The 25,703-nt window shown below is 62.2% G+C and carries 21 protein-coding genes; 13 read left to right on the plus strand and 8 right to left on the minus strand.

Annotation, left to right across the window (positions count from 1 at the left end):
* Positions 1–142: 142 nt before the first annotated feature.
* The 8 genes from ACIO0C_RS18125 to ACIO0C_RS18160 form a co-directional block, all read right to left on the minus strand.
* Positions 143–775 (minus strand): SDR family NAD(P)-dependent oxidoreductase, encoded by a 633-nt coding sequence (locus tag ACIO0C_RS18125; RefSeq protein ID WP_401314253.1) that lies wholly within the window; start codon positions 773–775, stop codon positions 143–145.
* Positions 772–1,419, minus strand: a complete 648-nt coding sequence (locus tag ACIO0C_RS18130) for a TetR/AcrR family transcriptional regulator (RefSeq protein ID WP_401314255.1) — start codon at positions 1,417–1,419, stop codon at positions 772–774. Before ACIO0C_RS18130 ends, ACIO0C_RS18125 begins: the two co-directional genes overlap by 4 nt.
* A 124-nt stretch (positions 1,420–1,543) precedes the next feature.
* The gene (locus tag ACIO0C_RS18135; RefSeq protein WP_401314257.1) at positions 1,544–2,368 is read right to left on the minus strand and encodes an SDR family NAD(P)-dependent oxidoreductase; all 825 of its coding nucleotides are present in this window, start codon (positions 2,366–2,368) and stop codon (positions 1,544–1,546) included.
* Between the two features lie 30 nt (positions 2,369–2,398).
* Entirely contained in the window at positions 2,399–2,815 is a 417-nt protein-coding gene (locus ACIO0C_RS18140; protein ID WP_090320285.1) for a MaoC family dehydratase, read from the minus strand.
* 14 nt (positions 2,816–2,829) lie between these two features.
* The gene (locus ACIO0C_RS18145; RefSeq protein WP_401314260.1) at positions 2,830–3,270 is read right to left on the minus strand and encodes a MaoC family dehydratase N-terminal domain-containing protein; all 441 of its coding nucleotides are present in this window, start codon (positions 3,268–3,270) and stop codon (positions 2,830–2,832) included.
* 29 nt (positions 3,271–3,299) lie between these two features.
* On the minus strand, positions 3,300–4,484 hold the full coding sequence (locus ACIO0C_RS18150) for a lipid-transfer protein (protein WP_401314261.1): 1,185 nt from the start codon (positions 4,482–4,484) through the stop codon (positions 3,300–3,302).
* A 28-nt stretch (positions 4,485–4,512) separates the two neighbouring features.
* Positions 4,513–5,613, minus strand: coding sequence for an acyl-CoA dehydrogenase family protein (locus ACIO0C_RS18155; RefSeq protein WP_401314414.1), 1,101 nt, complete (start codon positions 5,611–5,613; stop codon positions 4,513–4,515).
* Between the two features lie 223 nt (positions 5,614–5,836).
* Positions 5,837–8,653, minus strand: a complete 2,817-nt coding sequence (locus ACIO0C_RS18160) for a LuxR C-terminal-related transcriptional regulator (protein WP_401314263.1) — start codon at positions 8,651–8,653, stop codon at positions 5,837–5,839.
* A gap of 198 nt (positions 8,654–8,851) precedes the next feature.
* On the opposite strand from ACIO0C_RS18160, the gene ACIO0C_RS18165 reads away from it, so the two are divergent.
* The 13 genes from ACIO0C_RS18165 (at position 8,852) to ACIO0C_RS18225 (ending at position 25,698) form a co-directional block, all read left to right on the plus strand.
* On the plus strand, positions 8,852–10,006 hold the full coding sequence (locus tag ACIO0C_RS18165) for a CaiB/BaiF CoA transferase family protein (protein WP_401314264.1): 1,155 nt from the start codon (positions 8,852–8,854) through the stop codon (positions 10,004–10,006).
* A gap of 32 nt (positions 10,007–10,038) precedes the next feature.
* Complete coding sequence (locus ACIO0C_RS18170) at positions 10,039–10,842, plus strand: enoyl-CoA hydratase/isomerase family protein (RefSeq protein WP_401314265.1); 804 nt, start codon at positions 10,039–10,041, stop codon at positions 10,840–10,842.
* A gap of 60 nt (positions 10,843–10,902) precedes the next feature.
* Positions 10,903–12,459, plus strand: a complete 1,557-nt coding sequence (locus ACIO0C_RS18175; RefSeq protein WP_401314267.1) for a long-chain fatty acid--CoA ligase — start codon at positions 10,903–10,905, stop codon at positions 12,457–12,459.
* The gene (locus ACIO0C_RS18180; protein ID WP_401314269.1) at positions 12,459–12,893 is read left to right on the plus strand and encodes a PaaI family thioesterase; all 435 of its coding nucleotides are present in this window, start codon (positions 12,459–12,461) and stop codon (positions 12,891–12,893) included. The genes ACIO0C_RS18175 and ACIO0C_RS18180 overlap by 1 nt, the downstream gene beginning before the upstream one ends.
* Positions 12,884–14,407 carry a long-chain fatty acid--CoA ligase gene (locus ACIO0C_RS18185; RefSeq protein ID WP_401314271.1) on the plus strand — a complete coding sequence of 508 codons (1,524 nt, stop codon included), beginning with the start codon at positions 12,884–12,886 and terminating at the stop codon, positions 14,405–14,407. The genes ACIO0C_RS18180 and ACIO0C_RS18185 overlap by 10 nt, the downstream gene beginning before the upstream one ends.
* Positions 14,408–14,652: 245 nt before the next feature.
* Complete coding sequence (locus ACIO0C_RS18190; protein ID WP_401314273.1) at positions 14,653–15,792, plus strand: acyl-CoA dehydrogenase family protein; 1,140 nt, start codon at positions 14,653–14,655, stop codon at positions 15,790–15,792.
* 31 nt (positions 15,793–15,823) lie between these two features.
* Positions 15,824–17,032: a lipid-transfer protein gene (locus ACIO0C_RS18195; RefSeq protein WP_401314275.1), complete on the plus strand. Its 1,209-nt coding sequence runs from the start codon at positions 15,824–15,826 to the stop codon at positions 17,030–17,032.
* On the plus strand, positions 17,029–18,186 hold the full coding sequence (locus ACIO0C_RS18200; protein WP_401314277.1) for an acyl-CoA dehydrogenase family protein: 1,158 nt from the start codon (positions 17,029–17,031) through the stop codon (positions 18,184–18,186). Before ACIO0C_RS18195 ends, ACIO0C_RS18200 begins: the two co-directional genes overlap by 4 nt.
* A 22-nt stretch (positions 18,187–18,208) precedes the next feature.
* The gene (locus ACIO0C_RS18205) at positions 18,209–19,210 is read left to right on the plus strand and encodes an acyl-CoA dehydrogenase family protein (RefSeq protein ID WP_401314279.1); all 1,002 of its coding nucleotides are present in this window, start codon (positions 18,209–18,211) and stop codon (positions 19,208–19,210) included.
* Positions 19,211–19,222: 12 nt separating this feature from the next.
* A complete protein-coding gene (locus ACIO0C_RS18210; RefSeq protein ID WP_401314281.1) occupies positions 19,223–20,011 on the plus strand; it encodes a crotonase/enoyl-CoA hydratase family protein in 789 nt (262 codons plus the stop codon).
* Between the two features lie 168 nt (positions 20,012–20,179).
* Positions 20,180–22,012: a DUF1302 domain-containing protein gene (locus ACIO0C_RS18215; RefSeq protein ID WP_401314283.1), complete on the plus strand. Its 1,833-nt coding sequence runs from the start codon at positions 20,180–20,182 to the stop codon at positions 22,010–22,012.
* 26 nt (positions 22,013–22,038) lie between these two features.
* Positions 22,039–23,406: a DUF1329 domain-containing protein gene (locus tag ACIO0C_RS18220; RefSeq protein ID WP_401314284.1), complete on the plus strand. Its 1,368-nt coding sequence runs from the start codon at positions 22,039–22,041 to the stop codon at positions 23,404–23,406.
* A gap of 135 nt (positions 23,407–23,541) precedes the next feature.
* Positions 23,542–25,698, plus strand: a complete 2,157-nt coding sequence (locus tag ACIO0C_RS18225; protein ID WP_401314286.1) for a LuxR C-terminal-related transcriptional regulator — start codon at positions 23,542–23,544, stop codon at positions 25,696–25,698.
* Positions 25,699–25,703 lie beyond the last annotated feature (5 nt).

Below are 25,703 nucleotides of genomic sequence, written 5' to 3' on the forward strand. Positions count from 1 at the left end.
ACTGGCCGGGCGATGCGGATCACGTGGTCAGACACCAGTCTTCCGTAGGCGCTGGCTTGCCAGCGATGGCGTTTTGAAAGCGGCGTGATGTTTGTAGGCATATTCGCCGGTTAGCCAGCCCCTACGGTAGATGGGCGTCCACTCAGATGTTGTGGCTGTCGATGTGCAGCACGGCACCGGTGACGCTGGCGCCCGCACCGCTGGCCAGCAAAAGCAGGGGGCCGTTTAGTGTTTGAAGGGCGGCGCCCTTGTCCCGACCGGCTGCGATGACGTTGACGCGAATGCGATGTGGCGTCAGCGACTGGGCCATGGCACGGCTCATTCGGATCAGGCTGCTGTTGCTGCGCAGGCAGGGGTTGGGCTCGCTGATGGGGCGGGGGGGCGGCTCGATATTGACGATGCTGCCACCGCGTTCGGCCCTGATCATATGCAGGCTGGTGCAGTGGACGAGATGATTGTTCAGGGCAATGTGCTCGTGTTCGGAGCTGTTGTTGATCAGCACATCAACGTTGCCGAAACGTTCCTGCACGACGTCTAGCGCGGCTTCGATGCTGGGTCGACGTGCACTGTCGAGACTGACGATCAACACTTCGCCACCTTCCCAGCGCAGGTCTGCCGCCAATTGCTCCAGTTGCGAAGGGTGTTGCCCGCCGAGCGCCACCCGGGCTCCGGCAAGGCTGATCAGACGGGCGAAATGCGCGCCCAGGCGGGTAGTGGCATCGGCCACCAGCACCGTCTTGCCGGCCATGGAAAACGGCTGCATGAGATCGCTCATGGGCGAATCTCCATCGGTGCGGAGCGCCGTGTCATTACGGTTCGCGGGACGCAGACCCGCGGCGACGGGATGGGTGTGACACCGAGCATTTTCAGCACCAGTTCCGAGTAATGTCGAATAACGTCATCAATGCCCCAGCGACCATTGTCCTGGTACCAGACGCAGGCGTGGGTGAGCATGTTGAACAGGGTACGCGCCATCAGTTTCGGTTCGGCGCAACTGAGCGAACCCTCCTTGACGCCTTGTTCCAGCAGTTCCTGCAACGCTTTCAGGTACAGGCGCCGGGCCTGGCGGACCTGCTCCAGATCCTCTTCGTCGAGGCTTCTGAACTCCAGGTTGCCGAGCTTGGCCTCGTCCTGATGTTCGAGGTGATAGCGCACGTGGCAGGCGATAAAGGCGAGCAGTTTTACATCGGCGGTCACAGCCTTTTTCGGCCGGCGCCGGGTCCACTCCCGAGACAACCCCTGGAAGTACTCGAGGATCAACTCCAGCAGCAGTTCGTTCTTGCCTTTGTAGTAAAGATACAGCGTCGAGGCGTTGACACCGGCTTCAGTGGCGAGCTGACGCAGACTCATCGAGCCGTAGCCGTTACGCGAGATCAGTTTGATGGCGGCCAGGCGGATGTTGTTTTCAGTCATGTTCATGGTTTGATCCTGCGGCCTGTGGGAGCGAGCTTGCTCGCGATAAGCGCCAGAACGACGCGATCAGTCAGACAGCCCGCGTCATCGTTGGCGTCCATCGCGAGCAAGCTCGCTCCTACGGTTTTATTTATTGCAGATTGCCGGCGACAGCGATGGTCTGGGCGGTGATGTAGTTCGACTCCGGCGAGCAGAACAGATACACCGCGTCCGCCGCTTCCTGCACGGTGCCCGGACGACCTAGCGGGTTGCGCTGGGCGAACGACTTGGCCGCTTCCGGGCTGATGCCGACACGAATGTCACGGCCTTCGATGTTCACCGTGGCGCCTGCGTGGGCGTCGGCCTTGGTCATGCGGGTTTCGATGAAACCGAAGGCCACAGCGTTGACGTTGACCTTGAAACGACCCCATTCACGCGCCAGCGCACGGGTCATGCCGATCACACCGGCCTTGGCCGACGAGTAGTTCATTTGCCCGGCGTTGCCGTTCAGGGCCGAAACCGAAGAAATGTTCACCACTTTGCGGAACACTTCGCGTTCTGCCGCCGCATCGGCCAGGGCCTGGGCCTTGATAATCGGGTAGGCGGCACGCAGGATGCGGAAGGGCGCGGTCATGTGGCAGTCGAGAATCGCGTACCACTGCTCGTCGCTCATCTTCTGGATCACGTCGTCCCAGGTGTAGCCGGCGTTGTTGACGATGACGTCAATGCTGCCGAAGTTGTCCATCGCTGTCTTGATGTAGCGGTCGCCGAAATCAGGGGCGCTGACGTTGCCGTGGCAGACAGCGGCTTCGCCACCCATCTTGCGGATCATTTCAGCGGTCTCGTGGGCCGGATCGGCGTCCAGGTCGTTGATCACGATGCGCGCGCCTTCGCTCGCCAGTTTCAGGGCGATCTGCTGGCCAATGCCACGACCGGAACCGGTGACCAGTGCGACTTTGCCTTCGAGTTTTGCCATGGAATGTTGCTCCTCAGTTATCAGTTTTGTTTACAGAGCGATCACGGCGTCACCAACGATCTTGGTCTCGCCGTATTGATTGGTGGTGCGCACTTCGACCTTGATGCGTTGCTCGCCGTCGACTTCAAAGCGGTCGACTACGGCACCGGTGCAGGTGATCTGGTGGCCCAGGTGGGTGATGCCAAGAAAACGCACGCCGAACTCGCGCAATTGGCGCTGATCGACCCACTGGGTCAGCAAGCGACCGAGGTAGGCCATCGACAGCATGCCGTGGGCAAACACGTCGGGCATGCCCGCCCGGCGGGCGTAATCGGTGTCGATGTGGATGGCGTTGTGATCACCCGACGCACCGGCGAACAGGGCCAGGGTGGTGCGGTTGATCGGCGGCAGGGCCAACGGTGGCAGGGTGTCGCCGATGTTGATTTTTTCCAGGCTTATCGCGTTCATCTGTGTTCTCCGCTTCAGCTGTTGCGCTGCACGAGCACGCTGCGCAGGTCCGCAACGTGCTCACCGTGCTGATTGGTGACTCGGGTTTCGCGCACCACGAATTCCAGGGCGCCGCCTTTCTTGTCGTAGATGTCGGCGATGCGCACATCGAAGCGCAGCGTGTCGCCGGCATGGGCCATGCGGTGATAACGGAAGGATTCTTCGCCGTGCAAAATACGCGCGGTGACGATGCCCAGTTCGTCGCGCCAGGCGTTCGAGGGAATCTGGAACTCCAGCGAGAACAGAAAGGTCGGCGGCAGCGGCAGGTTGGGATACCCGGCATCGCGCGCGGCCTGTTCGTCAAAGTAAATCGGGTTGGTTTCACCCATGGCCTTGGCGAAGAAGCGCAGTTGCCCGGCTTCGGCGGTCACGAGGAAAGTGGGCAGTTGTCTGCCGATGTGTTTCTTGTCGATCATCGAAATGGCTCCTTTGCTGAACAGGCGTGTCAGTTCTTCTGGTACACGGTCACCACGCAGGCGCCGCCCAGGCCGAGGTTGTGCTGCACCGCGACGCGGGCGTTCTGCACCTGGCGTTGTTCGGCGGTGCCACGCAATTGGTGGGTCAGCTCGAAACACTGGGCCAGGCCGGTGGCGCCCAGAGGGTGGCCCTTGGAGAGCAGGCCGCCGGACGGGTTGGTGACCCATTGGCCGCCATAGGTGTTGTCGCCGTCGTTGACCAGTCGCTCGCCATCGCCCTCGGCGCACAGGCCCAGGCCCTCGTAGGTCAGCAGTTCGTTCTGTGCGAAGCAGTCGTGCAGCTCGATGACGTCGACATCTTTCGGGCCGATGCCGGCCTGGTTGTAGGCAATGTCAGCGGCCATGCGCGTCATGTCGAAACCGACTACGCGGATCATGTCCCTCGCGTCGTAGGTGCTTGGCAGGTCGGTGGTCAGTGCCTGGCCAGCCATCAACACGTCGGTGCGCAGGCCATGCTTTTTCGCGAACGCTTCGGACACCACGATGGCTGCGGCCGCGCCACAGGTCGGCGGGCAAGCCATCAGGCGCGTCATCACGCCTTCCCACAACATCGGCGCGGCCATGACTTCTTCGGTACTCACCACGTTGCGGAACACGGCGAGCGGGTTATTGGCGGCATGACGGCTGGCTTTGGCGCGGATCTTGGCAAAGGTTTCCAGCTGGGTGCCGTACTTCTGCATGTGCGCGTAGCCGGCGCCGCCGAACTGGCGGATGGCATTGGGCAGGTCAGGCATGCCGATCAGCTCGTTGGCCAGCACCAGGGCACGTTCGGTGGCCGGTGCGCGATCGGTCCAGGCGGATTTCAAGGCACCCGGGTTCATGTGTTCGAAGCCAAACGCCAGGGCACAGTCCACCGCGCCGCTTTGTACGGCCTGGCGAGCGAGGAACAGAGCGCTGGAGCCGGTAGCGCAGTTGTTGTTGACGTTGATCAGCGCAATGCCGGTCATGCCCACGCGGTACAGGGCTTTCTGGCCGCAGGTGGAGTCGCCATAGACGTAACCGGCGTAGGCCTGCTGGATGTCGTTGAAATCCACACCCGAATCGGCCAGGGCCTGGCGGATCGCCTGTTCGCCCATGACATCGTAGGGCTCGTTGGTCCCCGGTTTCTTGAACTGGATCATGCCGACGCCAGCAACGAATACCTTATTGCTCATCGTGTGTTTCCTTTTTTGTTTTAGAGGGTCAGAGCTTGCGCGCGATCATTTCGCGCATGACTTCACTGGTACCGCCGTAGATGCGATTGACGCGCGAGTCGACGAAAGCGCGGGCGATCGGGTACTCCATCATGTAGCCGTAGCCGCCATGCAGCTGGACCATGTCGTCGATGCATTTCCACAGGGTTTCGGTGGTGTAGAGCTTGGCGATGGCCGCTTCTTCCAGGGTCAGGCGGCGGCGCATGTGCTCGCCCAGGTAGTAGTCGACCATCACCCGCATGGCGGTGGCCTGGGCCTTGATGTCGGCGAGCTTGAATTTGCTGTTCTGGAAGTCCCAGACGGTCTGGTTGAAAGCCTTGCGGTCTTTCACGTACTCCAGGGTCTGCTCCAGCAGACGCTCAAGCTTCGCGGCGGCGGAAACCGCGATGGAGAAGCGTTCCTGGGGCAGTTCGCCCATCAGGTAGGTAAAGCCCAGGCCTTCCTCGCCGAGGCGGTTGCCCACGGGCACTCGCACGTTGTCGAAGAACAGCTCGGAGGTGTCGGCGGCGGCCTGACCGACCTTCTCCAGCTTGCGCCCGCGCTTGAAACCGGCGCGGCTGGCTTCCACGGCGATCAGGCTGATGCCCTTGGCGCCGGCGGCCGGGTCGGTCTTGCACACGACGATGACCAGGTCGGCGGTCAGGCCGTTGCTGATGAAGGTCTTGCTGCCGTTGATCACGTATTCGTCGCCATCGCGCACGGCGGTGGTGCGCACGGCCTTGAGGTCGCTGCCGGTGCCGGGTTCGGTCATGGCGATGGCCAGGATGATCTCCCCGGAGCAGATGCCCGGCAGCCACTTCTGCTTCTGTTCTTCGTTGCCGCAGCGGTTGATGTACGGGGCGATGACGTCAGAGTGCATACCGAAGTAGGCACCACTCACGCCGGCCCGGGCGAATTCCTCGTTGAACACCGCACAGTGACCGAAATCACCGCCACCGCCACCGTATTCGGTGGGCAGGGTGATGCCGAGCAAACCTTCGCGGCCGGCCTTGAGCCAGGTCTCGCGGTCGACCTGCCCGGCTTTGTCCCAGGCTGCCTGGCGCGGCACGCACTCTCGCTCGAAAAAACGGCGTGCGGTTGTGCGAAACATTTCATGGTCGTCGCGGAAAACGGTTCGGGCGATATGCACGCAAGACTCCTCAATGATCACGGGCCGGCTTGCTTGGGCCAGGCGCTGATGCAAGGCGCGACGTGCGCCTTTGAACTGAGGGTTACGATAGGGTGGGGGGGCTGGTGGGAACGCCACCCGAGGCGGGTGGCGGGGAGAGAATTTGCCGGCGGGAGAGGCACACCACAGGGTCGTTGCAGGTCTGTTATTGCGGGGCGGGATCACCCTGCGACTCAAGGTCCCGCACCCGCGCCACCGCCTCATCGCGACTGTTGACCCCGAGCTTGCTGTAGATATGACTCAGGTGCCATTTCACGGTTTCCGGGGACAGTCCCAAGGCACGGGCGATTTTCTTGTTGGGCAGGGCCTGGGCCAGCAGGCGCATAACTTCGATTTCCCGCTCGCTCAACGGCTCCATGCCGGTGGCGAGGGGTTTGCCTGTCGAGACCGGGGAGGGTTTGCCGGTCGATGCGGCGGGCACCGTCACTTGCGCCGCTTGCAGGCGCTCGACGTAGAACGCCAGCACCGGGTCCAGGGTTTCTTTGCTTGCGATGTCGGTGATCAGTTTCAGTGCGTCCGGGTGGGCATCGAGCAGGCTGCGCAATAAGCCGAAGCGTTGCCCGCGTCGCAGCGCCTCCATGACGTGATCACGCGCGGCATCGGCATTGCCGCGCTGGGATTCGATCACCGCACTGAGTACCAGCAACCGTACTGAGCCAAGCTGGCGGCGGTGCAGTTCGCAGGTTTCGATCAGTTGTTCGATACGCTTCAAGGCGCCGTCCAGGTCGCCTTGCTGAATCTGCCAGCGTGCTCGCGCGTTCTCCGCCAGGATATGGATTTCCTTCAGGGCGCTTTGCCCGGCATCCGGGTGGCGCGCATCGATGGCTTCCAGGCGCGCCAGTTTGGCCTGGGCCTGCGCATGCTCACCGAGAATCATCAGCCAGCGCACCTGCCAGGTAAGGCAGTAGGCCTGCAGGCGCTCCAGGCCGAGTTTGATCGCGTACTCGTCGAGCCGTTCGACATAGGCCAGGGCTTCCTGGTGATTGCCTGCCAGCCATTGCACATTCCACAGCACCTGCATCACGCGCAGTACCGAATCGGGAATCGAGATGCGTTCAAGGATGTCGATCCAGCCCGAAAGCAGTTTAAAAGCTGCATCGACGTCATTGGTCTCGTACAGCACCTCGCCCAGCAGTGCGGCGGACAGGTAAGTCGCGTCGGCGCCGGCCTTGCCGCACTGGGCGGCTTCATGCATCACATCCCGATAGACCCGCTCCGCCTGTTTCATCTGGCCCTCGAGGGCGTGGCTCAAGCCGATCATGCAGCGCCCCTGCAGACTGCCAGCGGTGGTCCCCAAAAGGGGTTCGCCATTGATCAGCAGCAGGGGACGGTCGAGTTGTATCTGGCGCGCCTTTTCGTATTCGCCCCGGTGCATGTAGAGCCAGGAAAGAATATTGGCGCACGAACCGATGGCCACGCTGTTGCTGCCCTGTGGCGGGTCGAGCAACTGCGGCAGCACCGTCATTGCCGCGTCCGTGTCATCACGCTGCAGCGCAAGAGAGGCGCGCAGTATCGCGATCATGAATCGATCGTGAACGTCAGTCTCGGGCACGTCGTTGAACAATTGATCGAGACTGTTGGCGCACGCCGCGAAATCCCGGGCATAGAGTTGCATCCGGGCCTTGAGGATGCGCAGCTTTACTCGCGCCTGAACTTGTTCGACCGGCAGCAGCCGAACCAACTCGATCAACATGCGCAAGTCGCCGTGGGCATACAGCGTTTCGGCGTTTTGCTGCACCAGGTCGGCAGCGGCATCCGGGTCGCCCGCCATCACGGCATGGTGTACTGCTTCATCCAGGTGCTGGTGATCCCGGAACCAGGCCCAGGCCCGCGCGTGCACGGCCTGTTGTTCGGCCTTGCTGCGCGAATCGAAGTATTTGAGCAAGGTTTCGCGCAACAGCGGATGCAGGCGATACCAGGTTTCACGTTGGGCGGCGTCCACAGGGATCAGGAACAAGTTGTCCCGCTCCAGGCGGGCAAGCAGGGCATTGGCTTCGCGGACTGCTTCCGGGTTGCCGCTGAGGGCGGCACATAGCGAGGCACAGAAGCGGTTGCAAACAGCCATGAGCAGCATCAGGTCCAGATCCGTAGGCGACAGATGGGACAGCACTTCGATTTCGAAAAACTTCGCGAACGCCTGGTCGTCGCGCACCTGTGCCTGGTCGGTCGCGGCGGCGAGCGGGCGATTTTTCTTGCGGCTGACGGCCAGCAACTGCAGTCCGGCGACCCAGCCATCGGTCAGCTCATGCATGAGCTTGGCATCGCGGGGGCTGATCTCGCCCAATTGTGCCTTGAGAAAACGTTCGGACTCGGCGGGCGTGAAGCGCAAGTCGCGCAGGTTCAATTCCAACACCAGTTCCTGGCTGCGCAACCGCGCCAGGGACAAAGGCACGGCACTGCGTGACACCAGTGCCAGGTGCAGATTGGCCGGTGCGTAGTCGATCAGCCATTGCAGGGCCTGATGAATCCCGACGTCGGTCAGGTGATGGAGGTCGTCGAGCACCAGCACCAGTTCACGGCCACGGCTGGCAATACTGCGCACCAGCGTGATGACGGTGCGTTCCACCGCCTCGCTGTCGATGCCGCGACCTTCCAGTTGGGTGGCTTCGTGTACCAGGTCCGGGTCGACGTGACCGAGGCTGGCCAGCAAGTAATCCAGAAAACGAGTCAGTTCATTGTCATCGGCAGACAGCGTCAGCCAGGCCACGTCGAAGCCTAGCGGTAACAGCGCCTGACGCCAGGCAATCAGCGTCGAAGTCTTGCCGCAACCCGCGGGCCCCTTGAGCACGATGCAGCGCTGGCGGCGGGCCTTGAGCATTTGCTCCTGCAGCAGTTCACGGGAAATCAGGCGCCCGGCGCTGCGTGGCGGAATCAGTTTGGTACTGACGATCGGCGACTGAGTCGGATTCAAGACCAGGCTGGAATGCGTGTCCGAGGCTTTGGACTTGCGGGGTTTATCCATGGGGCTGTCCGAATCTTTTTTGTTTTGGGAGTGCACTGAATCCAGAGGAGTGTAACGCACCGCCAGCCAGTCATGGCCCTGTGTTTGGCATTCGCCACCCGATGCGGGTGGTGGTCGGCGAATTGGGGATTGATTAACTGGACGCCACAAAATAGGGGTGCTGCAAGGGCGCTCCGTCAGAACAATGGAGCGGCGGCAATGGGTGTACTGAGCGGCATTCGAGTGGTGGAATTTGAGGCAATCGGTCCGGCGCCTTTTGGCACGATGCTGCTGGCGGACATGGGGGCCGACGTGGTGCGGATCGACCGTCCGGTGGCCGCGAGCGACCTGGGGCCGAAGTTTGAAGGCAAGCGCGCCGACATTACAGGGCGCAATCGGCGCTCCGTCACTCTGGACCTGAAATGTCCGCAAAGCGTTGCCGCCGCGCTGGAATTGATCGAACGGGCCGATGTGCTGATCGAAGGCTTCCGCCCCGGCACCATGGAGCGCCTGGGTCTTGGCCCGGAAGTGGCGTTGGCGCGTAATCCACGACTGGTTTATGCGCGCATGACCGGTTGGGGGCAGACCGGGCCGATGGCTGACCGTGCCGGCCATGACCTGAACTACATCGCCTTGTCCGGCGTGCTGTCGACCATCGGCCCGGCGGGTGGTCGGCCGGTGCCGCCACTTAACCTGGTGGGCGATTACGGCGGTGGCGGCATGCTGATGGCGATGGGCGTGCTGGCGGCGCTGGTGAATGTGCAACGTGGCGGGGCCGGGCAAGTGGTTGATGCGGCCATGACCGAAGGCGCGGCGCAGTTGGGTTCGGTGGTCTGGGGCCTGTTGGCCGGCGGTCACTGGACCGAACAGCGCGGCAGCAACCTGCTTGATGGCGGCGCCCCCTGGTATGACACCTACGAAACCCTCGACGGGCAGTACATGTCGATTGGTCCGATCGAGACGCGTTTCTACGCGCAAATGCTGGAAATCCTCGGGTTGGCAGGCGCCGACCTGCCGCGTCAGCACGACCGGGCGGGCTGGCCGCGCCTGCGTGAGGCCTTTACGGCGGCCTTCCTCAGTCGTACCCGTGCACAGTGGGCCGAAGCGTTTGCCAGCAGCGATGCCTGTGTGGTGCCGGTGCTGGGCCTTGCCGAAGCGGCCGAACATCCCCACAGCGTGGCCCGCGGCAGTTTTATCGAGGTCGATGGCGTCGTCCAGCCCGTTCCGGCACCGCGCTTTCTCGGCACGCCTTCGGCGCAGCCGCGATCGGCGCCGCAACGGGGCGAGCACGGTCAGCAAGCGCTGCGTGACTGGGGTTTCGACAGCGTCGCCATCGAGCGTCTGCATTCGCTGGGCCTGGGCTTCAAGGCCTGACCTCCCTCCCATAAAAACCTAGAGGTTAGTCCATGGCCATTCAGTTCAAGATCATCGATCACGTGGCAGTCATTACGCTCGATGCGCAGGCGTCGAACAATGCACTGTCCATCAGCGACCTGATGCACCTGCGCAAGACGCTGGTGGCTTGCCAGGATGATGAGCAGGTGCGGGTCATCGTGCTGACCGGCGCCGGTGAGCAGGCGTTCTGCTGTGGGGTGAGTCCACGCGATCCTTCGCGCGGACAGTCCGGTTTTATTGCCGCAGCGCTGAAAAGCCGCGAGACCGAGGCTGAGGAGGGCGGCTACGCGCGTCTGTTCGATCTCAGCGATCTGGAGATCTGGAAGCCGATCATCGCCGCCATCAATGGCGCTTGTCTGGCCGGCGGTTTTGAACTGGCGCTGCAATGTGACCTGCGCATTGCGGCCGAGCATGCCGCGTTCGCGTTGCCCGAAGTTCGCGATGCGACGATTCCGGCGGCGGGAGGCGTGCAATACCTGTTGCGCGCTGTGCCTGCCGCCCACGCCATGAAAATGGCACTGACTGGTGAACCGATCGACGCTCAAGAAGCCTTGCGCATCGGGCTGATCATCGACCTCTTGCCACAAGAACGGTTGATGTCCGCCGCCCTGAGCCTGGCCGAGCGCATTGCCGCCAATGGCCCCCTGGCGGTGCAGTCGATCAAGCAGCTGGCGGTGCAGACCGCACACCTGACGCCCCGGGATTTCGTGATTCAAGCCCACTTGCACTGGGGGTTGCTGCGCGACAGCCAGGATCACGCCGAAGGGCGCGTGGCCCTGGTCGAGCAACGCACACCCAAATACATCGGTGCATGACGCACCGCCCAGTGACTGTATGCGTTTTGACCTGACAACAATAATTCACAGGAAGCCATCATGTATCTGACCCAAGGACTGCACCATGTTTTGCAGCAGCGACCTCATGCCCTGGCAACGGTCTTCCGCGACCGGCGCCACACCTATGCGCAACTGGCCGACCGCGTAGCCCGCCTGGCCGGTGCCTTGCAGCAGTTGGGCATGCAGGCCGGCGACCGTGTGGGCCTGCTCGGTCTGAACTCCGATCGTTTTCTCGAGTACTACCTGGCCACCTGGTGGGGCGGTGGTGTGGTCAACCCGGTCAATATTCGCTGGAGCGTGGCGGAAATCGTCTATTCGCTGGATGACTGCGATACACGCATCCTGATGATCGACGACACCTTCCTGTCCATGGCCGAAAGCATTGCCGGCACTGCCAGGGTGCGGCCACTGTTGATTCACATCGGCGAAGGACCGACGCCTGAGGGCATGCTGTCTTACGAGCAACTGATTCGTGACGCCGAGCCGGTCGATGATGCCTTTCGTGGCGGTGACGACCTGGCCAGCATCATGTACACCGGTGGCACCACTGGCCGGCCAAAAGGCGTGATGCAGTCGCACATGAACCTGTGGTCCGCCGCCGTGGCCCGTGCCGCCGATGTCCCGGTGCCAGCCGATGCGCTGACCTTGCACATCGCTCCGATGTTCCACCTGGCCGCGCTGTCGCGGGTGATCCTCATCTCATTGCTGGGCTTGCCGAGCATCTTCGTCCCGTCCTTCGACCCTCTGAACGTGATGCAAACCATCGAACGCGAGCGCATCACCGACATCCTGATCGTGCCGACCATGATCCAGGCCTTGATCATGCATCCGGAGTTCGCCAACTACGACCTCAGCAGCCTGTGCAGCCTGACCTATGGCGCCTCGCCGATTGCCGTGCCCTTGCTCGAACTTGCCCTGAAAGCCTTGCCGAATGTCGAATTCACCCAAGGCTATGGCATGACCGAGGCCGCGCCGCCCATCTCCGCCAACGGCCCGGAAAACCATGGCCCCGAAGGCATCGCCAATGGCCGGTTGCGCTCGGCCGGGCGCCCTGGACTGGGTGTGACGGTGCGCATCGTCGATGAAAACGATAACGAAGTTCCGCGCGGTACGGTTGGCGAAGTGGTGGTGCGTGGCCCGAACATCATGCTCGGCTACTGGAACAAACCCGAAGAGACGGCCCAGGCCCTGCGCGGCGGCTGGATGCACACGGGCGACGGTGCCTACATGGACGACGACGGCTACATCTACATTGTCGACCGCTTCAAGGACATGATCGTCAGTGGTGGCGAAAACGTTTATTCGGGTGAGGTTGAAAGCGCGATTTCCAGTCACCCGGCTGTCGCCGCCTGTGCGGTGATCGGTATTCCGTGTGCGCAGTGGGGCGAAGCGGTCCACGCGGTGATTGTGCTCAAGCCTGATCGCGAGGCTGTTGGCGCCGAGATCATAGAGCATTGCCGTCGACAGATCGCCGGCTACAAAACGCCGAAGTCGGTCGAATTCCGCGCCGCGTTGCCGCTGTCCGGTGCTGGCAAGGTGCTCAAGCGTGATCTGCGCGAACCCTTCTGGGCCGGCAAGGATCGGAGTGTCAGCTGATGGCGCTGGACAATGGAGGGGCAACGATCCCCGAGGGGTTCACAGCGCTGGAAAGCCTTTCAGGCTTCCTGCGCAACTGCGGTGATTTTTTCCTCCATGATGAACGGTCGATCGTGGCCGTTCGTCTGCAGCCGCACCACCTCAACTACGTGCACATCGCCCATGGCGGTTTCCTCGCCACGGTTGCGGACAGCGCCTTCGGTATCGTTTTGCGGCGCCATCTGCGGCCGCCATCGGTAGCGCTGACGGTCAACCTGAACGTCGATTACATCGGACCGGTGCGCGAAGGCGAATGGCTGGAGGCGCATGTGGAAGTGCTCAAGACCGGTGGCACCTTCATCAACGCCAGCTGCCTATTGAAGGTCGGCGAGCGTCTGGTGTTGCGGGCCAACGGTGTCTTCACCACCTGGAAAGGCAAGACACCATGTACATGACCCAGTGTCTGCAACGCACCCTGCAGCAGAACCCGGAGCACCTGGCGACGATCTTCGGCGATCGCCGTCAGACCTATCGCCAGTTTGGTGAGCATGTCGCTCGCCTGGCGGGCGCCTTGCAGAATCTGGGCATGGCGGCGGGGGACCGGGTCGGTATGCTGGCGCTCAATTGCGACCGTTATCTTGAGTACATCATGGGGGTCTGGTGGGGCGGCGGGGTGCTCAACCCGGTCAACATTCGCTGGAGCGTAGCGGAAATTGTCTATTCGCTGGATGATTGCGCCACCGACATTCTGATTGTCGACGAGCACTTCGCGGCGATGGCCGAAGTTATCCGCAAGGGCGCCCGCCAGGCGCCACGATTTATCTACGCCGGGGGCGGTGAAGTCCCGCCGGGCATGCTCGGTTATGAGCAGTTGCTGGCCCAGGCAACGCCGGTCGAGGATGCCGGGCGCGGCGGGGAAGACCTCGCCTGCATCATGTACACCGGCGGCACCACCGGGTTTCCCAAGGGCGTCATGCAGTCTCATCTGAACCTGTGGTCGGCGTGCATGCCACGCATGGTCGACATGCCGCCGATCCATGACGGCCGGCTGTTGCACGTCGCCCCGTTGTTCCACGTCGCCGGCATGGCCCGCGCCTTGATCCAGTTCATGGCCGGTGAAACCCATGTGCTGCTGTCGGGTTTCGACGCGGCTGAGGTGTTGCAGGTGATCGAGCGAGAGCGGATCACCGAGACACTGCTGGTGCCGACCATGATCCTCGCGTTGCTGGCCCATCCGGACTTCGATCGCCATGACCTCGGTAGCCTGAAACGCCTGACCTACGGCGCGTCTCCCAGCGCGGGCGAAATGGTGGAGCAGGTGTTGGCCCGGCTTCCGGATCTGGAGCTTTCTCATTCCTACGGGCTGACAGAAGCCTGCCCGGTGGTGTCGAGCAATCTGCCGTGCAATCACACGCCGCAAGCGCGTCAGAAGGGTTTGTCCCGTTCAGTCGGGCGTGGCGGGTTGGGAGTCAACGTGAAGATCGTCGACCCGCAAGGCCAGCAAGTTCCGCGAGGCACGGTGGGCGAGATCATCGTTCGCGGGCCGAACATCATGCAGGGCTACTGGAACAAACCCGAAGAAACCGCCAGGGCCTTGCGCGATGGCTGGTTGTATACCGGCGACGCCGCATACATGGATGAACAGGGTTACCTGTTCATCGTCGACCGTCTCAAGGACATGATCGTCAGCGGTGGCGAGAATGTTTACTCGGCGGAGGTTGAAAATGTGCTCGCCCGACACCCAGCCGTGGCGCTGGCAGCAGTGATCGGCGTTCCCCATGAACAATGGGGCGAGGCAGTGCACGCGGTGGTGGTACGCAAGCCCGGCGCCCAGGTCGATGCCGAGCAATTGCGCTTGTATTGCCGGGAATTCATCGCCGGCTACAAATGCCCGAAGAGCGTGGAGTTCCGCGACGAGTTGCCGCTTTCCGCCGCCGGTAAAGTCCTCAAGCGCGAATTGCGCAAATAACCCCCTCCACAACGCAACCCCCTGTAGGAGCTGGCTTGTCGGGTCGCCGCATCGCAGCGAAGGCTCCCTCACATTCACCGCAATACTCAAGGGCCCCTTCGCCGGCAAGCCGGCTCCTACAGTGCGGTGTTTCAAACCCTCTATTTTCGCTACCCGATCCGGGTGGCTTCACCACCCACCCGCGTCAATACAGTGGACTCACGAACCAGGCGCAAGCCTTGCCTGGCCATCCACTGGAGATCCCGATGCACATCAACCGTACTGTCTACCGTGAAGACCACGAAATGCTGCGTGAATCCGCGCGGCGTTTCTTCGAGCGTGAATGCCTGCCCCAGCAGGCGCAGTGGGACGCCGCTGGCCAGGTTGACCGGGAAACCTGGCTCAAGGCCGGTCGCCATAACCTGCTGTGCCTCACCGTACCGACCGAGTATGGCGGCGGTGGCGGTGATTTCGGGCATTCGGCGGTGTTGATCGAAGAGCTGTATCGCGCTGGCGTTTCGGGCTGGAGCCTGGGCGTGCACTCCGACATCGTTGCGCCGTACATCGTGCGTCTGGGCACCGAAGCGCAAAAGCAGAAATGGCTGCCGAAAATCTGCACCGGCGAAACCGTACTGGCCGTCGCGATGACCGAGCCTGGCACCGGTTCGGACCTTAAGGCGATCCGCACCACCGCAGTGCGTGACGGTGACGAGTGGGTCATCAACGGCAGCAAGACCTTCATCAGCAACGGCCTGACCTGCGACATGGTGGTGGTCGTCTGCAAGACCGACCCGAGTGCCGGCGCCAAGGGTTGCAGCCTGATCATGGTCGAGTGCGACCGTGAAGGCTTCCGTCGCGGGCGCAAGCTGGAAAAGGTCGGCCAGCATGCGGCCGACACCGCCGAACTGTTCTTCGACAACGTGCGCGTGCCGGTGGGCAACCTGCTCGGTGAAGAAAACAAAGGCTTCATGCACCTGATGGAAGAGCTGCCGCAGGAGCGCCTCGTGATCGCGCTGTACTGCGCCGCCAAACTCGAACGCTTGCTGGAACAGACCGTCGAGTATGTGAAGGACCGCAAGGCGTTCAACCAGACCGTCTGGGACTTCCAGAACACCAAATTCAAGCTGGCCGACATCAAGGCCCAGGCCACGGCCGTGCGCCTGACCGTCGACCACTACATCGGCGAGCACATGCGGCGTCGCCTGACGGTTCAGGAGTCGGCCATCGCCAAGCTCTATGCCACCGAAACCCTGTGGAAGTGCATCGACGACATGGTCCAGTTGCACGGCGGCTACGGCTACATGATGGAGTACCCGATCGCCCGCGCTTTCGTAGACATGCGCGTGACCCGCGTCTTCGGTGGCACCAGCGAAGTGCTGCGCGAACTCATCGCGCGCCAGTTGTGATCCTTTCCCCCTCATTTTTTCAGGTGACAACATGAGCGAAAAAGTACTGGTAGCCGGTGTCGGCATGATCCCGTTTCGCAAGCCGAGCGAGAGCCCGACCTACGTCCAGATGGGCGCCGAAGCGGTACGCCGTGCCCTAGCCGATGCGGCGATCGATTACAGCCTGGTCCAGGAGGCTTACGCCGGGTACGTCTACGGCGATTCCACCTGCGGCCAGACCGTGCTGTACGAAGTCGGCATGACCGGAATTCCGGTGGTCAACGTCAACAATAACTGCTCCACCGGTTCCACAGCGTTGTATTTGGCGCGCAAGGCTATCGAATCCGGTTCGGTCGATTGCGTCCTGGCGGTGGGTTTCGAGCAAATGCAGGCCGGTGCGCTGAAATCCCATTGGGATGACCGTCCGCCCACCCGCGAGCGTTTCCTGCCGATCCTGCGTGGTCTCACCGCCGATATGGATGGCATGGCTCAGGCCATCCGTACCTTTGGTGGTGCCGGGCGCGAGTACATCCAGAAATACGGCATGAAAATGGAAACCTTCGCCGCCGTGCGCGCCAAGGCCAGCCGTCATGCAGCCAACAACCCACTGGCCTTGTTTCGCAAGGTGCTCAGCGTCGAAGACGTGATGAACGACCCAGTGATTCTGCCGGGCGTCATGACCCGCCTGATGGCCTGCCCGCCAACCTGCGGCGGCGCCGCGGCGATCCTGGTTTCCGAGCGTTTTGCCAAGAAGCATGGCCTGCGCCGTGACGTGGAAATCGTTGCCCAGGCAATGACCACCGACACCCCTGAATCCTTCAACTTCGAAAAGCCGTCGATGCTCGACTGGGTCGGCACGCACATGACCCACGCAGCCGTCGGCCAGGTCTACGAGAAGGCCGGCGTCGGCCCGCAGGACATTGATGTCTGCGAACTGCACGACTGTTTCGCCCAGAACGAAGTGATCTGTTACGAGTCGCTGGGCTTTTGCCCTGAAGGCGGCGCGGAAAAATTCGTCATGGACGGTGACAACACCTACGGCGGGCAAATCGTCGTCAACCCGTCCGGCGGCCTGCTGTCGAAAGGCCATCCCCTGGGCGCTACCGGTCTGGCGCAGTGCTATGAGCTGACCCAGCAACTGCGCGGCAACGCCGATCAGCGCCAGGTCGAAGGTGCGCGCCTGGCGATGGCGCACAACCTGGGCCTGGGCGGCGCGTGTGTGGTGACGCTCTACGGCAAAGTCGACGGAGGTGGCCAGTGAGCAGCCTGCTCGACGCCTTTCGTTTGACCGCGCTACCGGAACACGCGGAAGCCTTTCGCAGCGAGGTCAAAACCTTTCTGGCAGCGCATCTGCCACGGGTTGCGGCCGATGTGCGAGCGCGCAGCTGGACCGGATTCGACGCCGCATTCAGCCGCGAACTGGCCCGGCGTGGCTGGGTCGGCCTGACCTTGCCGCAAGCCTATGGCGGTGCCGGGCTGGATGCGTTCAGCCGCTTTGTCCTGGTCGAGGAATTGCTTTCGGCCGGTGCCCCGGTCGCCGCGCACTGGATCGCCGATCGCCAGAGCGGGCCGCTGATCCTGAAATTTGGCAGCGATGCGCAGAAAGATTTCTACCTGCCGCGCATCTGCGCCGGCAAAGCGTTCTTCTGCATTGGCATGAGCGAGCCCAATTCAGGCTCCGACCTGGCCAGCGTGCGCAGTCGCGCCACCCGTTGCGAAGGTGGCTGGCGCCTGAGCGGGCGCAAGATCTGGACCACCAACGCACATCACGCCGACTACATGATCGCCCTGGTGCGTACCAGCGGTGCGCCCGAAGACCGCCAGAGCGGACTGTCGCAATTCATCATCGATCTCAAGCAACCGGGTATCAGCATCCGCCCGATTGTCGACCTCGCCGGTGATGCGCATTTCTCCGAGGTGGCATTCGACGATGTACTGCTCAGCGAAGACGCCTTGGTGGGCGAGGAGGGCAGCGGTTGGAAACAAGTCAACGCCGAACTGGCCTTCGAGCGCAGTGGGCCTGAGCGCTTCTACTCCAGCGTGGTGCTGCTCGATCTGTGGGCTGACACCCTGCGTCGCAACGGTGCCAGCGCCGCCGAAACGGCATTGCTCGGCAGTTTCATCACGCAATTGACCAGCCTGCGCAACCTGTCGCTGGCGCTGACAGCCTTGCTCGCGAAGGGCGAAAGCCCGGTGGTGGAGGCAGCGCTGGTCAAGGACATCGGCACCGAATTCGAACAGGCGATTCCGGGGGCGATTGCCGCATCGATCAGCGTTGATCCGGATGCTCCGATCGACGAGGAGTTGTACCGGACCGTCGCCTACCTGAATCAGGTCGCTCCGACCTTCTCGTTGCGCGGCGGCACCCGGGAAATCCTGCGCGGCATGATTGCCCGTGGCCTGGGCCTGCGTTGATATCGAATAGGAAAACATCGTCATGTTCACTGAAGCCATAGAGAAAATACTGAACGACTTGTGCGCACCGGCACAGGTCCGCGCGGTTGAAAACGGTGATCGCGCCACCGCGTTGTGGCGTGAGCTGGAGGACGGCGGTTTTCTGGAACTGCTGACGCCGGAAGTGTCCGGCGGAGCGGGGTTGTCGCTGGCAGCGGTGTTCCCGATTTTCCTCGCCTTTGGACGTTATGCCCTGCCGCTTCCGGTTGCCCAGAGCATTGCCGCCCGGGCGTTGATGCGTGACTGCCCGCATGCGCCACCGACCGGCATGCTGACCCTGGCCGGCTCCGCTTATCGAGAGGCCGATGGCGGTGTGTGCGCTCCGCGCATGGCTTATGGCGCACTGGCCGATTTCGCCCTGGTGAATCTGGGCGGTGAGCTGCGGTTGCTCGATTGCAGTCAGGCGCGACGCGTCTGCAGCGGTGTCCACCGCAGCCAGTGCGCCACGCTGTATTGGCCACAGGATGCCGACGGTATCTCGCTAGGCGGTAATGGCGAAGAGGTTCGTCTGTTCAGCGCTGCGATTCATGCCGCGGCCGTTGCCGGGGCCATGGAGAGGGCGCTCGACATGACACTCGAGTACTGCAATGACCGGGTCCAGTTCGGCAAGGCCATCGGCAAGTTTCAGGCGGTGCAGCATCAGCTCAGCGTAATGGCCGAGCAGGTCGCGGCTTCCCGTATCGCCGCCGAACGGGCCTTCACCGGCAATCGTTCGATTCCCGACGCGATTGCCGCAGCCATGGCCAAGGCCCGCACCAGCATGGCGGTGCCGCAAGTCACTGCCACGGCTCACGCACTGTTCGGTGCCATCGGCGTGACTGAAGAGCTGGATCTGCAGCTGTACACCCGACGCCTGCATGAGTGGCGCGTCAGCGAAGGTTCGGAAACTTACTGGAACGGTCTCGTTGGTCAGGCGCTGTTGGCGCAGCCGAAAGTTGGCGCCAGTGAGTTCGTGCGCAACGTCATCCCGTCGCAACCCGCTTGAGGACTCCACCCTATGAGCCATTTTTTGAAGTACGAACAAGAGGGGCATGTCGTCACGCTGACGATGAACGATCCCGAGCGACGCAACCCGTTGACCGGTAACAGCGCCGTACCCGAGTTCCTCGAAGCCATCGAGCGGATCGAACGCGACAGCAGTGTTCGCGCCGTCATCATCACCGGTGCCGGTAGCGCGTTCTGCTCCGGTGGCAACGTGCGCGACATGGACCGCTACGCGCAAATGTCGGGCATGGCGTTGCGTCAGGAATACCGCACCGGCATCCAGCGGTTGCCACTGGCGCTGTTCAACCTGGAAGTGCCGGTTATCGCGGCAATCAATGGCGCTGCCATCGGCGCTGGTCTCGACCTGGCCTGCATGTGCGATATCCGCGTGGCGTCCGAACAGGCGAAGTTTGCCGAAAGCTTCGTCAAGCTGGGGATCATTCCCGGCGACGGCGGGGCGTGGTTGTTACCGCGCATCATCGGTTTGTCGCGAGCTACCGAATTGACCCTGACCGGACAAATGATCGACGCCCGCCAGGCCGAACAATGGAACCTGGTGTCCCGCGTCGTACCGGCCGAACAGTTGCTGGACAGTGCCCGGGACATCGCCGCGGCCATTGCTGTCAATCCGCCCCATGCCGTGCGTCTGGCCAAGCGCCTGTTGCGCGAAGCCTTGCACACACGCCTCGACACGCTGCTGGAAATGTCCGCGACCTTCCAGGTGCTGTCGCACCAGACCGCTGATCACCGTGAAGCCGTGGCGGCGTTCATCGAGAAGCGACCTGCGACTTTCACAGGGTAAGTGTCACCGTGCGTAACGCCCGCTGAGCGCATCTCGAACCGGGTCGTTACACCGCAAGAAAAACCGCAAAAAACACGCCCTCTAAATCACCCATTCGGGTGTGAGGGCATCCCGGAAGCCTCGCTAGCATGGGGCTCTCATCACGTCATCCTTAACCGGGGAAACCGCATGACAAAAACAACAATGCGCGGAGTCTTCCAGCCAAGTCTGCTGGCCGTAGCTATAACGTTTGCCGCTTGCGCGAGCAATCAGGCGCACGCTGTGAATTTCAATATCGGGGAGATTCAAGGGACGTTCGACTCGTCGCTGTCGATCGGCGCCAGTTGGTCGGTAGCCGATCCGGACAAGCAGTTCATCTCCAATTTCAACTCCCAGGGCGTCACCGGTGGCGAGTCCGCCTCGCGGACCACCGACGACAACCGGCTGAACTTCAAGAAGGGCGAAACCTTCTCGAAAATCTTCAAGGGCGTGCATGACCTGGAATTGAAGTACGGCGACAGCGGCGCCTTCGTGCGCGGCAAGTACTGGTATGACTTCGAGCTGATGGACGAGAGTCGTCCGTTCTACGACATCGATGACGCGGGACGGGATCGCGCGGCCAAGTCGTCCGGCGCGATGTTCCTCGACAGCTTTGTCTACCACAACTACAACCTCGGCGATCAGGTCGGCAATGTGCGGCTTGGCAAGCAGGTGGTCAGCTGGGGCGAGAGTACCTTCATCGGCAACTCGATCAACAGCATCAACCCGGTCGACGTGGCTGCCTTGCGCCGGCCGGGTGCCGAGGTCAAGGAAGGCCTGATTCCGGTCAACCTGCTCTACGTGTCCCAGGGCCTGGCCGACAACATAACCGCCGAAGCGTTTTACCAGCTGGAGTGGGACAAGTCGGTGGTGGACAACTGCGGTACATTCTTCGGCAGCGACGGCGTACCCCAGGGCTGCAACGACCGGCTGGTGGTCGCCGGCCTCGACCTGCCACCGGGCGCCGCGAGCAATAGCGGTGGCCTGGGCGCCGTCGCCGCCGGCACTGACGATGCGTTCATCCCGCGCCTGAAGGACAACGATGCACGCGACAGTGGCCAGTATGGCCTGGCCTTGCGTTGGTTCGTCCCCGACTTCAATGACACCGAGTTCGGCGCCTATGCGATGAACTACCACAGCCGCAGCCCGTACCTGAGCATCAACCAGATGAGCAGTGCGGCAGGGGGTGTGACCTCGGCGCGTAGCGTGCGTTATTTCATCGACTATCCGGAAGATATCCGCCTTTACGGCCTGAGTTTCCAGACCAACGTCGAGGGCGTGTCACTGGGCGGCGAAGTCAGCTACCGGCCGAACATGCCACTGCAGCTGAACACGGCTGACCTGTTGTCCGCCGCCACCTTCGGCGCGACCTCGCCGCTGATCACCACCGGTTTCGCCGGTCGTAACCTGGGCGCCGAGGTCAACGGCTACAAGCGCATGCCGGTGACCCAGGCGCAAGTCACCGCGACCCAATTCTTCGATCAGGTGCTCGGCGCCAGTCGCCTGACGGTGGTAGGTGAGGTTGGTTACAACCACATCAATGGCCTGGGCAAGGCCGACGGTTCCGACCTGCGCTTCGGTCGCAGCCCGGCCTTCGGCAGTGGCGAATTGCAGGGCGCAGCGGGTCCAGCGACTTGCCGTGGCACCGCCGTGGGCACGCCAACGGCGAGCAACCCGGCGCAGGAATGCAACGACGATGGTTTCTACACCAGCAACAGCTGGGGTTATCGCCTGCGCGGCAAGCTCGACTACCAGAACGTATTTGCCGGCATCAATCTGTCGCCCAACATCGCCTGGTCCCATGACGTCGAGGGTTATGGCCCGAACTTCGATGAAGGCTCAAAAGCCGTCAGCCTGGGTGTCGACGCCGATTACCAGAACTCCTACACCGCCAGCCTGAGTTACACCAATTACTTCGGTGGCGATTTCAACACCAACGTCGACCGCGACTACGTCGCGCTCAGCTTCGGCGTGAATTTCTGATGCAACGTTGCCAGAGGATCCTGAACATGAACGCACGTATTATTCTGCGCGCTGGCGCACTGAGTCTGTCGCTGCTGGCCAGTGGCGTCATGGCCGCTGTCACGCCCCAGGAGGCCGCTCAGCTGGGCACCACGCTGACGCCCCTGGGCGCTCAAAAAGAAGGCAACGCCAACGGCAGTATTCCCGCCTGGACCGGTGGTCTGAAGCCCGGTGCGGCCGCGCTCGACAATGGCTTTCTGGGCGATCCGTTTGCCGGCGAGAAGCCACAGGTAGTGATCACCGCGGCTAATGTCGAGCAGTACAAGGACAAGCTGACACCGGGCCAACTGGCGATGTTCAAACGCTACCCGGACAGCTACAAGATCCCGGTGTACAAGACCCAGCGCACGGCGGCTTCGCCACAGGACATCTATGACATTGCCAAGAAAAGTGCGGTGTCCACCGAACTGACCCCTGACGGCAATGGCCTGCTGAACTTCGCGCAAACCCGCTACTACCCGTTCCCGATTCCGAAGAACGGCGTCGAGGTTTACTGGAACCACACCAACCGTTATCGCGGCGGCAACATGGAGCGCCAGGCGGCTCAGGCTGCACCGCAGACCAACGGCTCGTACTCCATCGTCGAGTACGACGACAAGCTGGCGTTCCCGCAGCTGATGGAAGGCGTCGAAGCCGGGCAGGGCGAAAACGTTCTGTACTACTACAAACAGGAAATCACCGCGCCTTCGCGCATGGCCGGCAGTGTGATCCTGATCCACGAGACTATCGACCAGGTCAAGGAACCACGCCTGGCGTGGGTCTACAACGCCGGTCAACGCCGCGTACGCCGCGCACCGCAAGTGGCCTATGACGGCCCGGGCAACGGTTCCGACGGCATGCGGACCGCCGACAACACCGACATGATGAACGGCGCGCCGGATCGCTATGACTGGAAGCTGGTCGGCAAAAAGGAGCTGTTGATTCCGTACAACAACTATCGGTTGCAATCGCCGAAGCTCAAGTACGACGACATCATCAAGCCGGGGCATATCAACCAGGACCTGACCCGTTATGAACTGCACCGCGTGTGGCACGTCGAGGCGACCTTGAAGCCGGGCCAGCGTCATGTGTATGCCAAGCGTGACATGTACTTCGACGAAGACACCTGGCAATTGGCCGAGGTCGATCACTACGACGGCCGTGGCCAGCTGTGGCGTGTGGCGGAGGGTTATGCGATCAACGATTACGAGCGCGGCGCCTCCAACTTCGCCATGCTTGGCATCTACGACTTGATTGCCGGTCGCTACAACGTGCTGGCGATGACCAACCAGGCCAAGCATGCAACCACTTATGGCATGACGGCGAAGATGACCGACTTCACGCCATCCGCGCTCCGTAACGCCGGCATCCGCTGAGCCTTTGTCCTCGCTTGACCCAACGCCCTGTTCGCAGGGCGTTGTGCGTTCCGTCGGCTACCACCTGATGCGGGTGGCGCGCTTGCGACGGTCTCGCCCAATGATGGCATCCACACACCATCAGCGAGGTCCGCCATGTTTGTGCCACGGCCGCATCTGTGCGACGTACTCAAGCGCGAGCAGTGCCGCTTGCAACTGCTTTGCGCCCCTGCCGGTTATGGAAAAACAGCACTGTTGCGCGAGTATTTGCGCGACGTGGCTGCGCCCGGGCGGGTGGTCTGGCTAAGTCTCGGCGGACAAGCGCAGACGCTGGAGTCCATGGCCTTGTTACTGGCTGATGCCCTGGGGTGGGTGGCGACTGATTCATTGCCTTCGCTGGCAAGCCAGCTCATACAGTTGATCGCGTCCCCCTGTAGGAGCTGGCTTGCCAGCGAAGAGTCCCCTTCAGGCAATAAATCCTCAGCGGTCGTGCCACTTCGATTGGTCTTCGATGATCTGCCGTCGCAAATGCCAACGGACCTGAACCACTGGTTCGACCAGCTCCTTTCCCTCGACAACCCGCAATTGCAAGTGCTGGTCACCTGCCGCCGCCGCCCCGAATGGAACCTGCCGCAACTGATGCTAACCGGCCAGTTGCTGGAGCTGGATGCCCGGCAACTGGCCCTGCGCCCTGATGAGTTCGAGTCGCTGGTCAATCTGCTTGCGCCCACCGCAGATGCCGATTCACGGGAAAGCCTGTGGCATCAAACGGGCGGTTGGTGCGCCGGGGTTCGTCTGCTGCCCAGCGCATTGCTCGGCCCCTACCTTGAACGTGAACTGTTGTCGCGCCTGAGCGAAGAACAGTGCGACGTCCTGTTCGGCATGGCCCATTTGTCCAAGGCCAGCGCCGAGCTCTGCGAGCAACTCTGGGAAGAACAGCAGGGTGCCCGGGTGTTCAAGAGCTTGCTCGCCGCACAGGCGTTTCTCGTTCCGATCGACCATCAGCCCGGCTGGTTCCGCTTGTTGCCAGCTGTGGCGCAGGCGCTGCAGGACCGTTTGCGCGGCGCGCCGTTGAATCGGTTGCGCTTGCGCGCCTGCCAGTTGCTCAGTGTGCTGGGGCAGGTCGATGATGCGGTCGAGCAGGCGCTCAGTGCCGATCAGCCAGAGGTCGCCGCGAACTACATGGAGCGGTTGTGGCTGAGCTGGATCCTGAGCGAGCGGCATTTGGACCGCTTCCTGGACTGGCGCGAACGCATAGAACCGCAACTGCTCCAGAGCAGTTCGCGGTTGATCTATTTATGCGCCAAGGCGTTGCTGTTCAGTGGTCGCCTGGATGAAGCCGAGGAGTGTCTGCAGCGCCTCAGGCATTTCCTGCCACTGCCCGACCCGCACCGCAGTCAGCGTTTGCTGGCGAACTGGCAGGCGTTGCATGGCACCTTGCAGGCGTTGCGCGGCGATGCCGAACAGGCGCGCCTGCATTGCCATGCCGCCCTGGGTTACCTGACAGCCCAGGACTGGCTGTCGGTGTTGTTGTGCCATTGCACCCTTGCGCGCATCGCCATGAACACCGACGAGCTCAACGAAGCCCAAGTGTTGCTGGAGCATTCCCTGGAGCTGGCCCGGCGCCAGGGCAGTCGTGAGGCCGAGGTGCTTGTGAACACTGACCGAGTGCGTTTGATGCTGCTTCAGGGACAGTTGGGGTTGGCTCAATCGTTGTTGCGCACGGAGCTTGCGCAACTGACGGGCAGCAGAACCCAGCCCTATCCATTGCTCGGTCGCCTGATGTTCCTGCAAGGCGAATTGCTGATGCAACAAGGCCACTTCGAAGACGCCGAACAAGTGGTGCAGGGCGGGCTTTTGCAAGTGCGCGATTGCTGCGCGCCATTCGTGCTCAACGCTTATCTGCTGTTATCCGAGATGGCTTCGCGTAACGATGAGGTCGAGAAGGCGCATCTGCTGCTGCACGAAGCCGAGCGGCGCATGCACTGGGGCAAGATCGACCGTGCGTGTTACCAGAATCCGATTGCCTTGCAAAAAGCCCGAAACCTGTCCCGGGAATTCAAGGCCGACAGCGACAGGTGCCCGGTAGCGCCTTTCAGCGGCGTGCCGGAGTACCAGGACAGCCTGACGCCCCGCGAGGTGTCGGTGCTCAAGTTGTTGGCTGAAGGCATGTCGGTGCGTGAAGTCGGCGATCGTCTGTTTATTTCGGTCAATACCGTCAAGACCCACGCCAAGAATATCAACGTCAAGCTCGGCGCCTGTCGGCGCACCCAGGCCATCAACAGTGCCAAGGCGATGGGCATCCTGGCCTGAGCCGA

The organism is Pseudomonas sp. NPDC087336, from assembly GCF_044744285.1.
In the GTDB taxonomy this organism is placed as follows: Bacteria; Pseudomonadota; Gammaproteobacteria; order Pseudomonadales; family Pseudomonadaceae; genus Aquipseudomonas.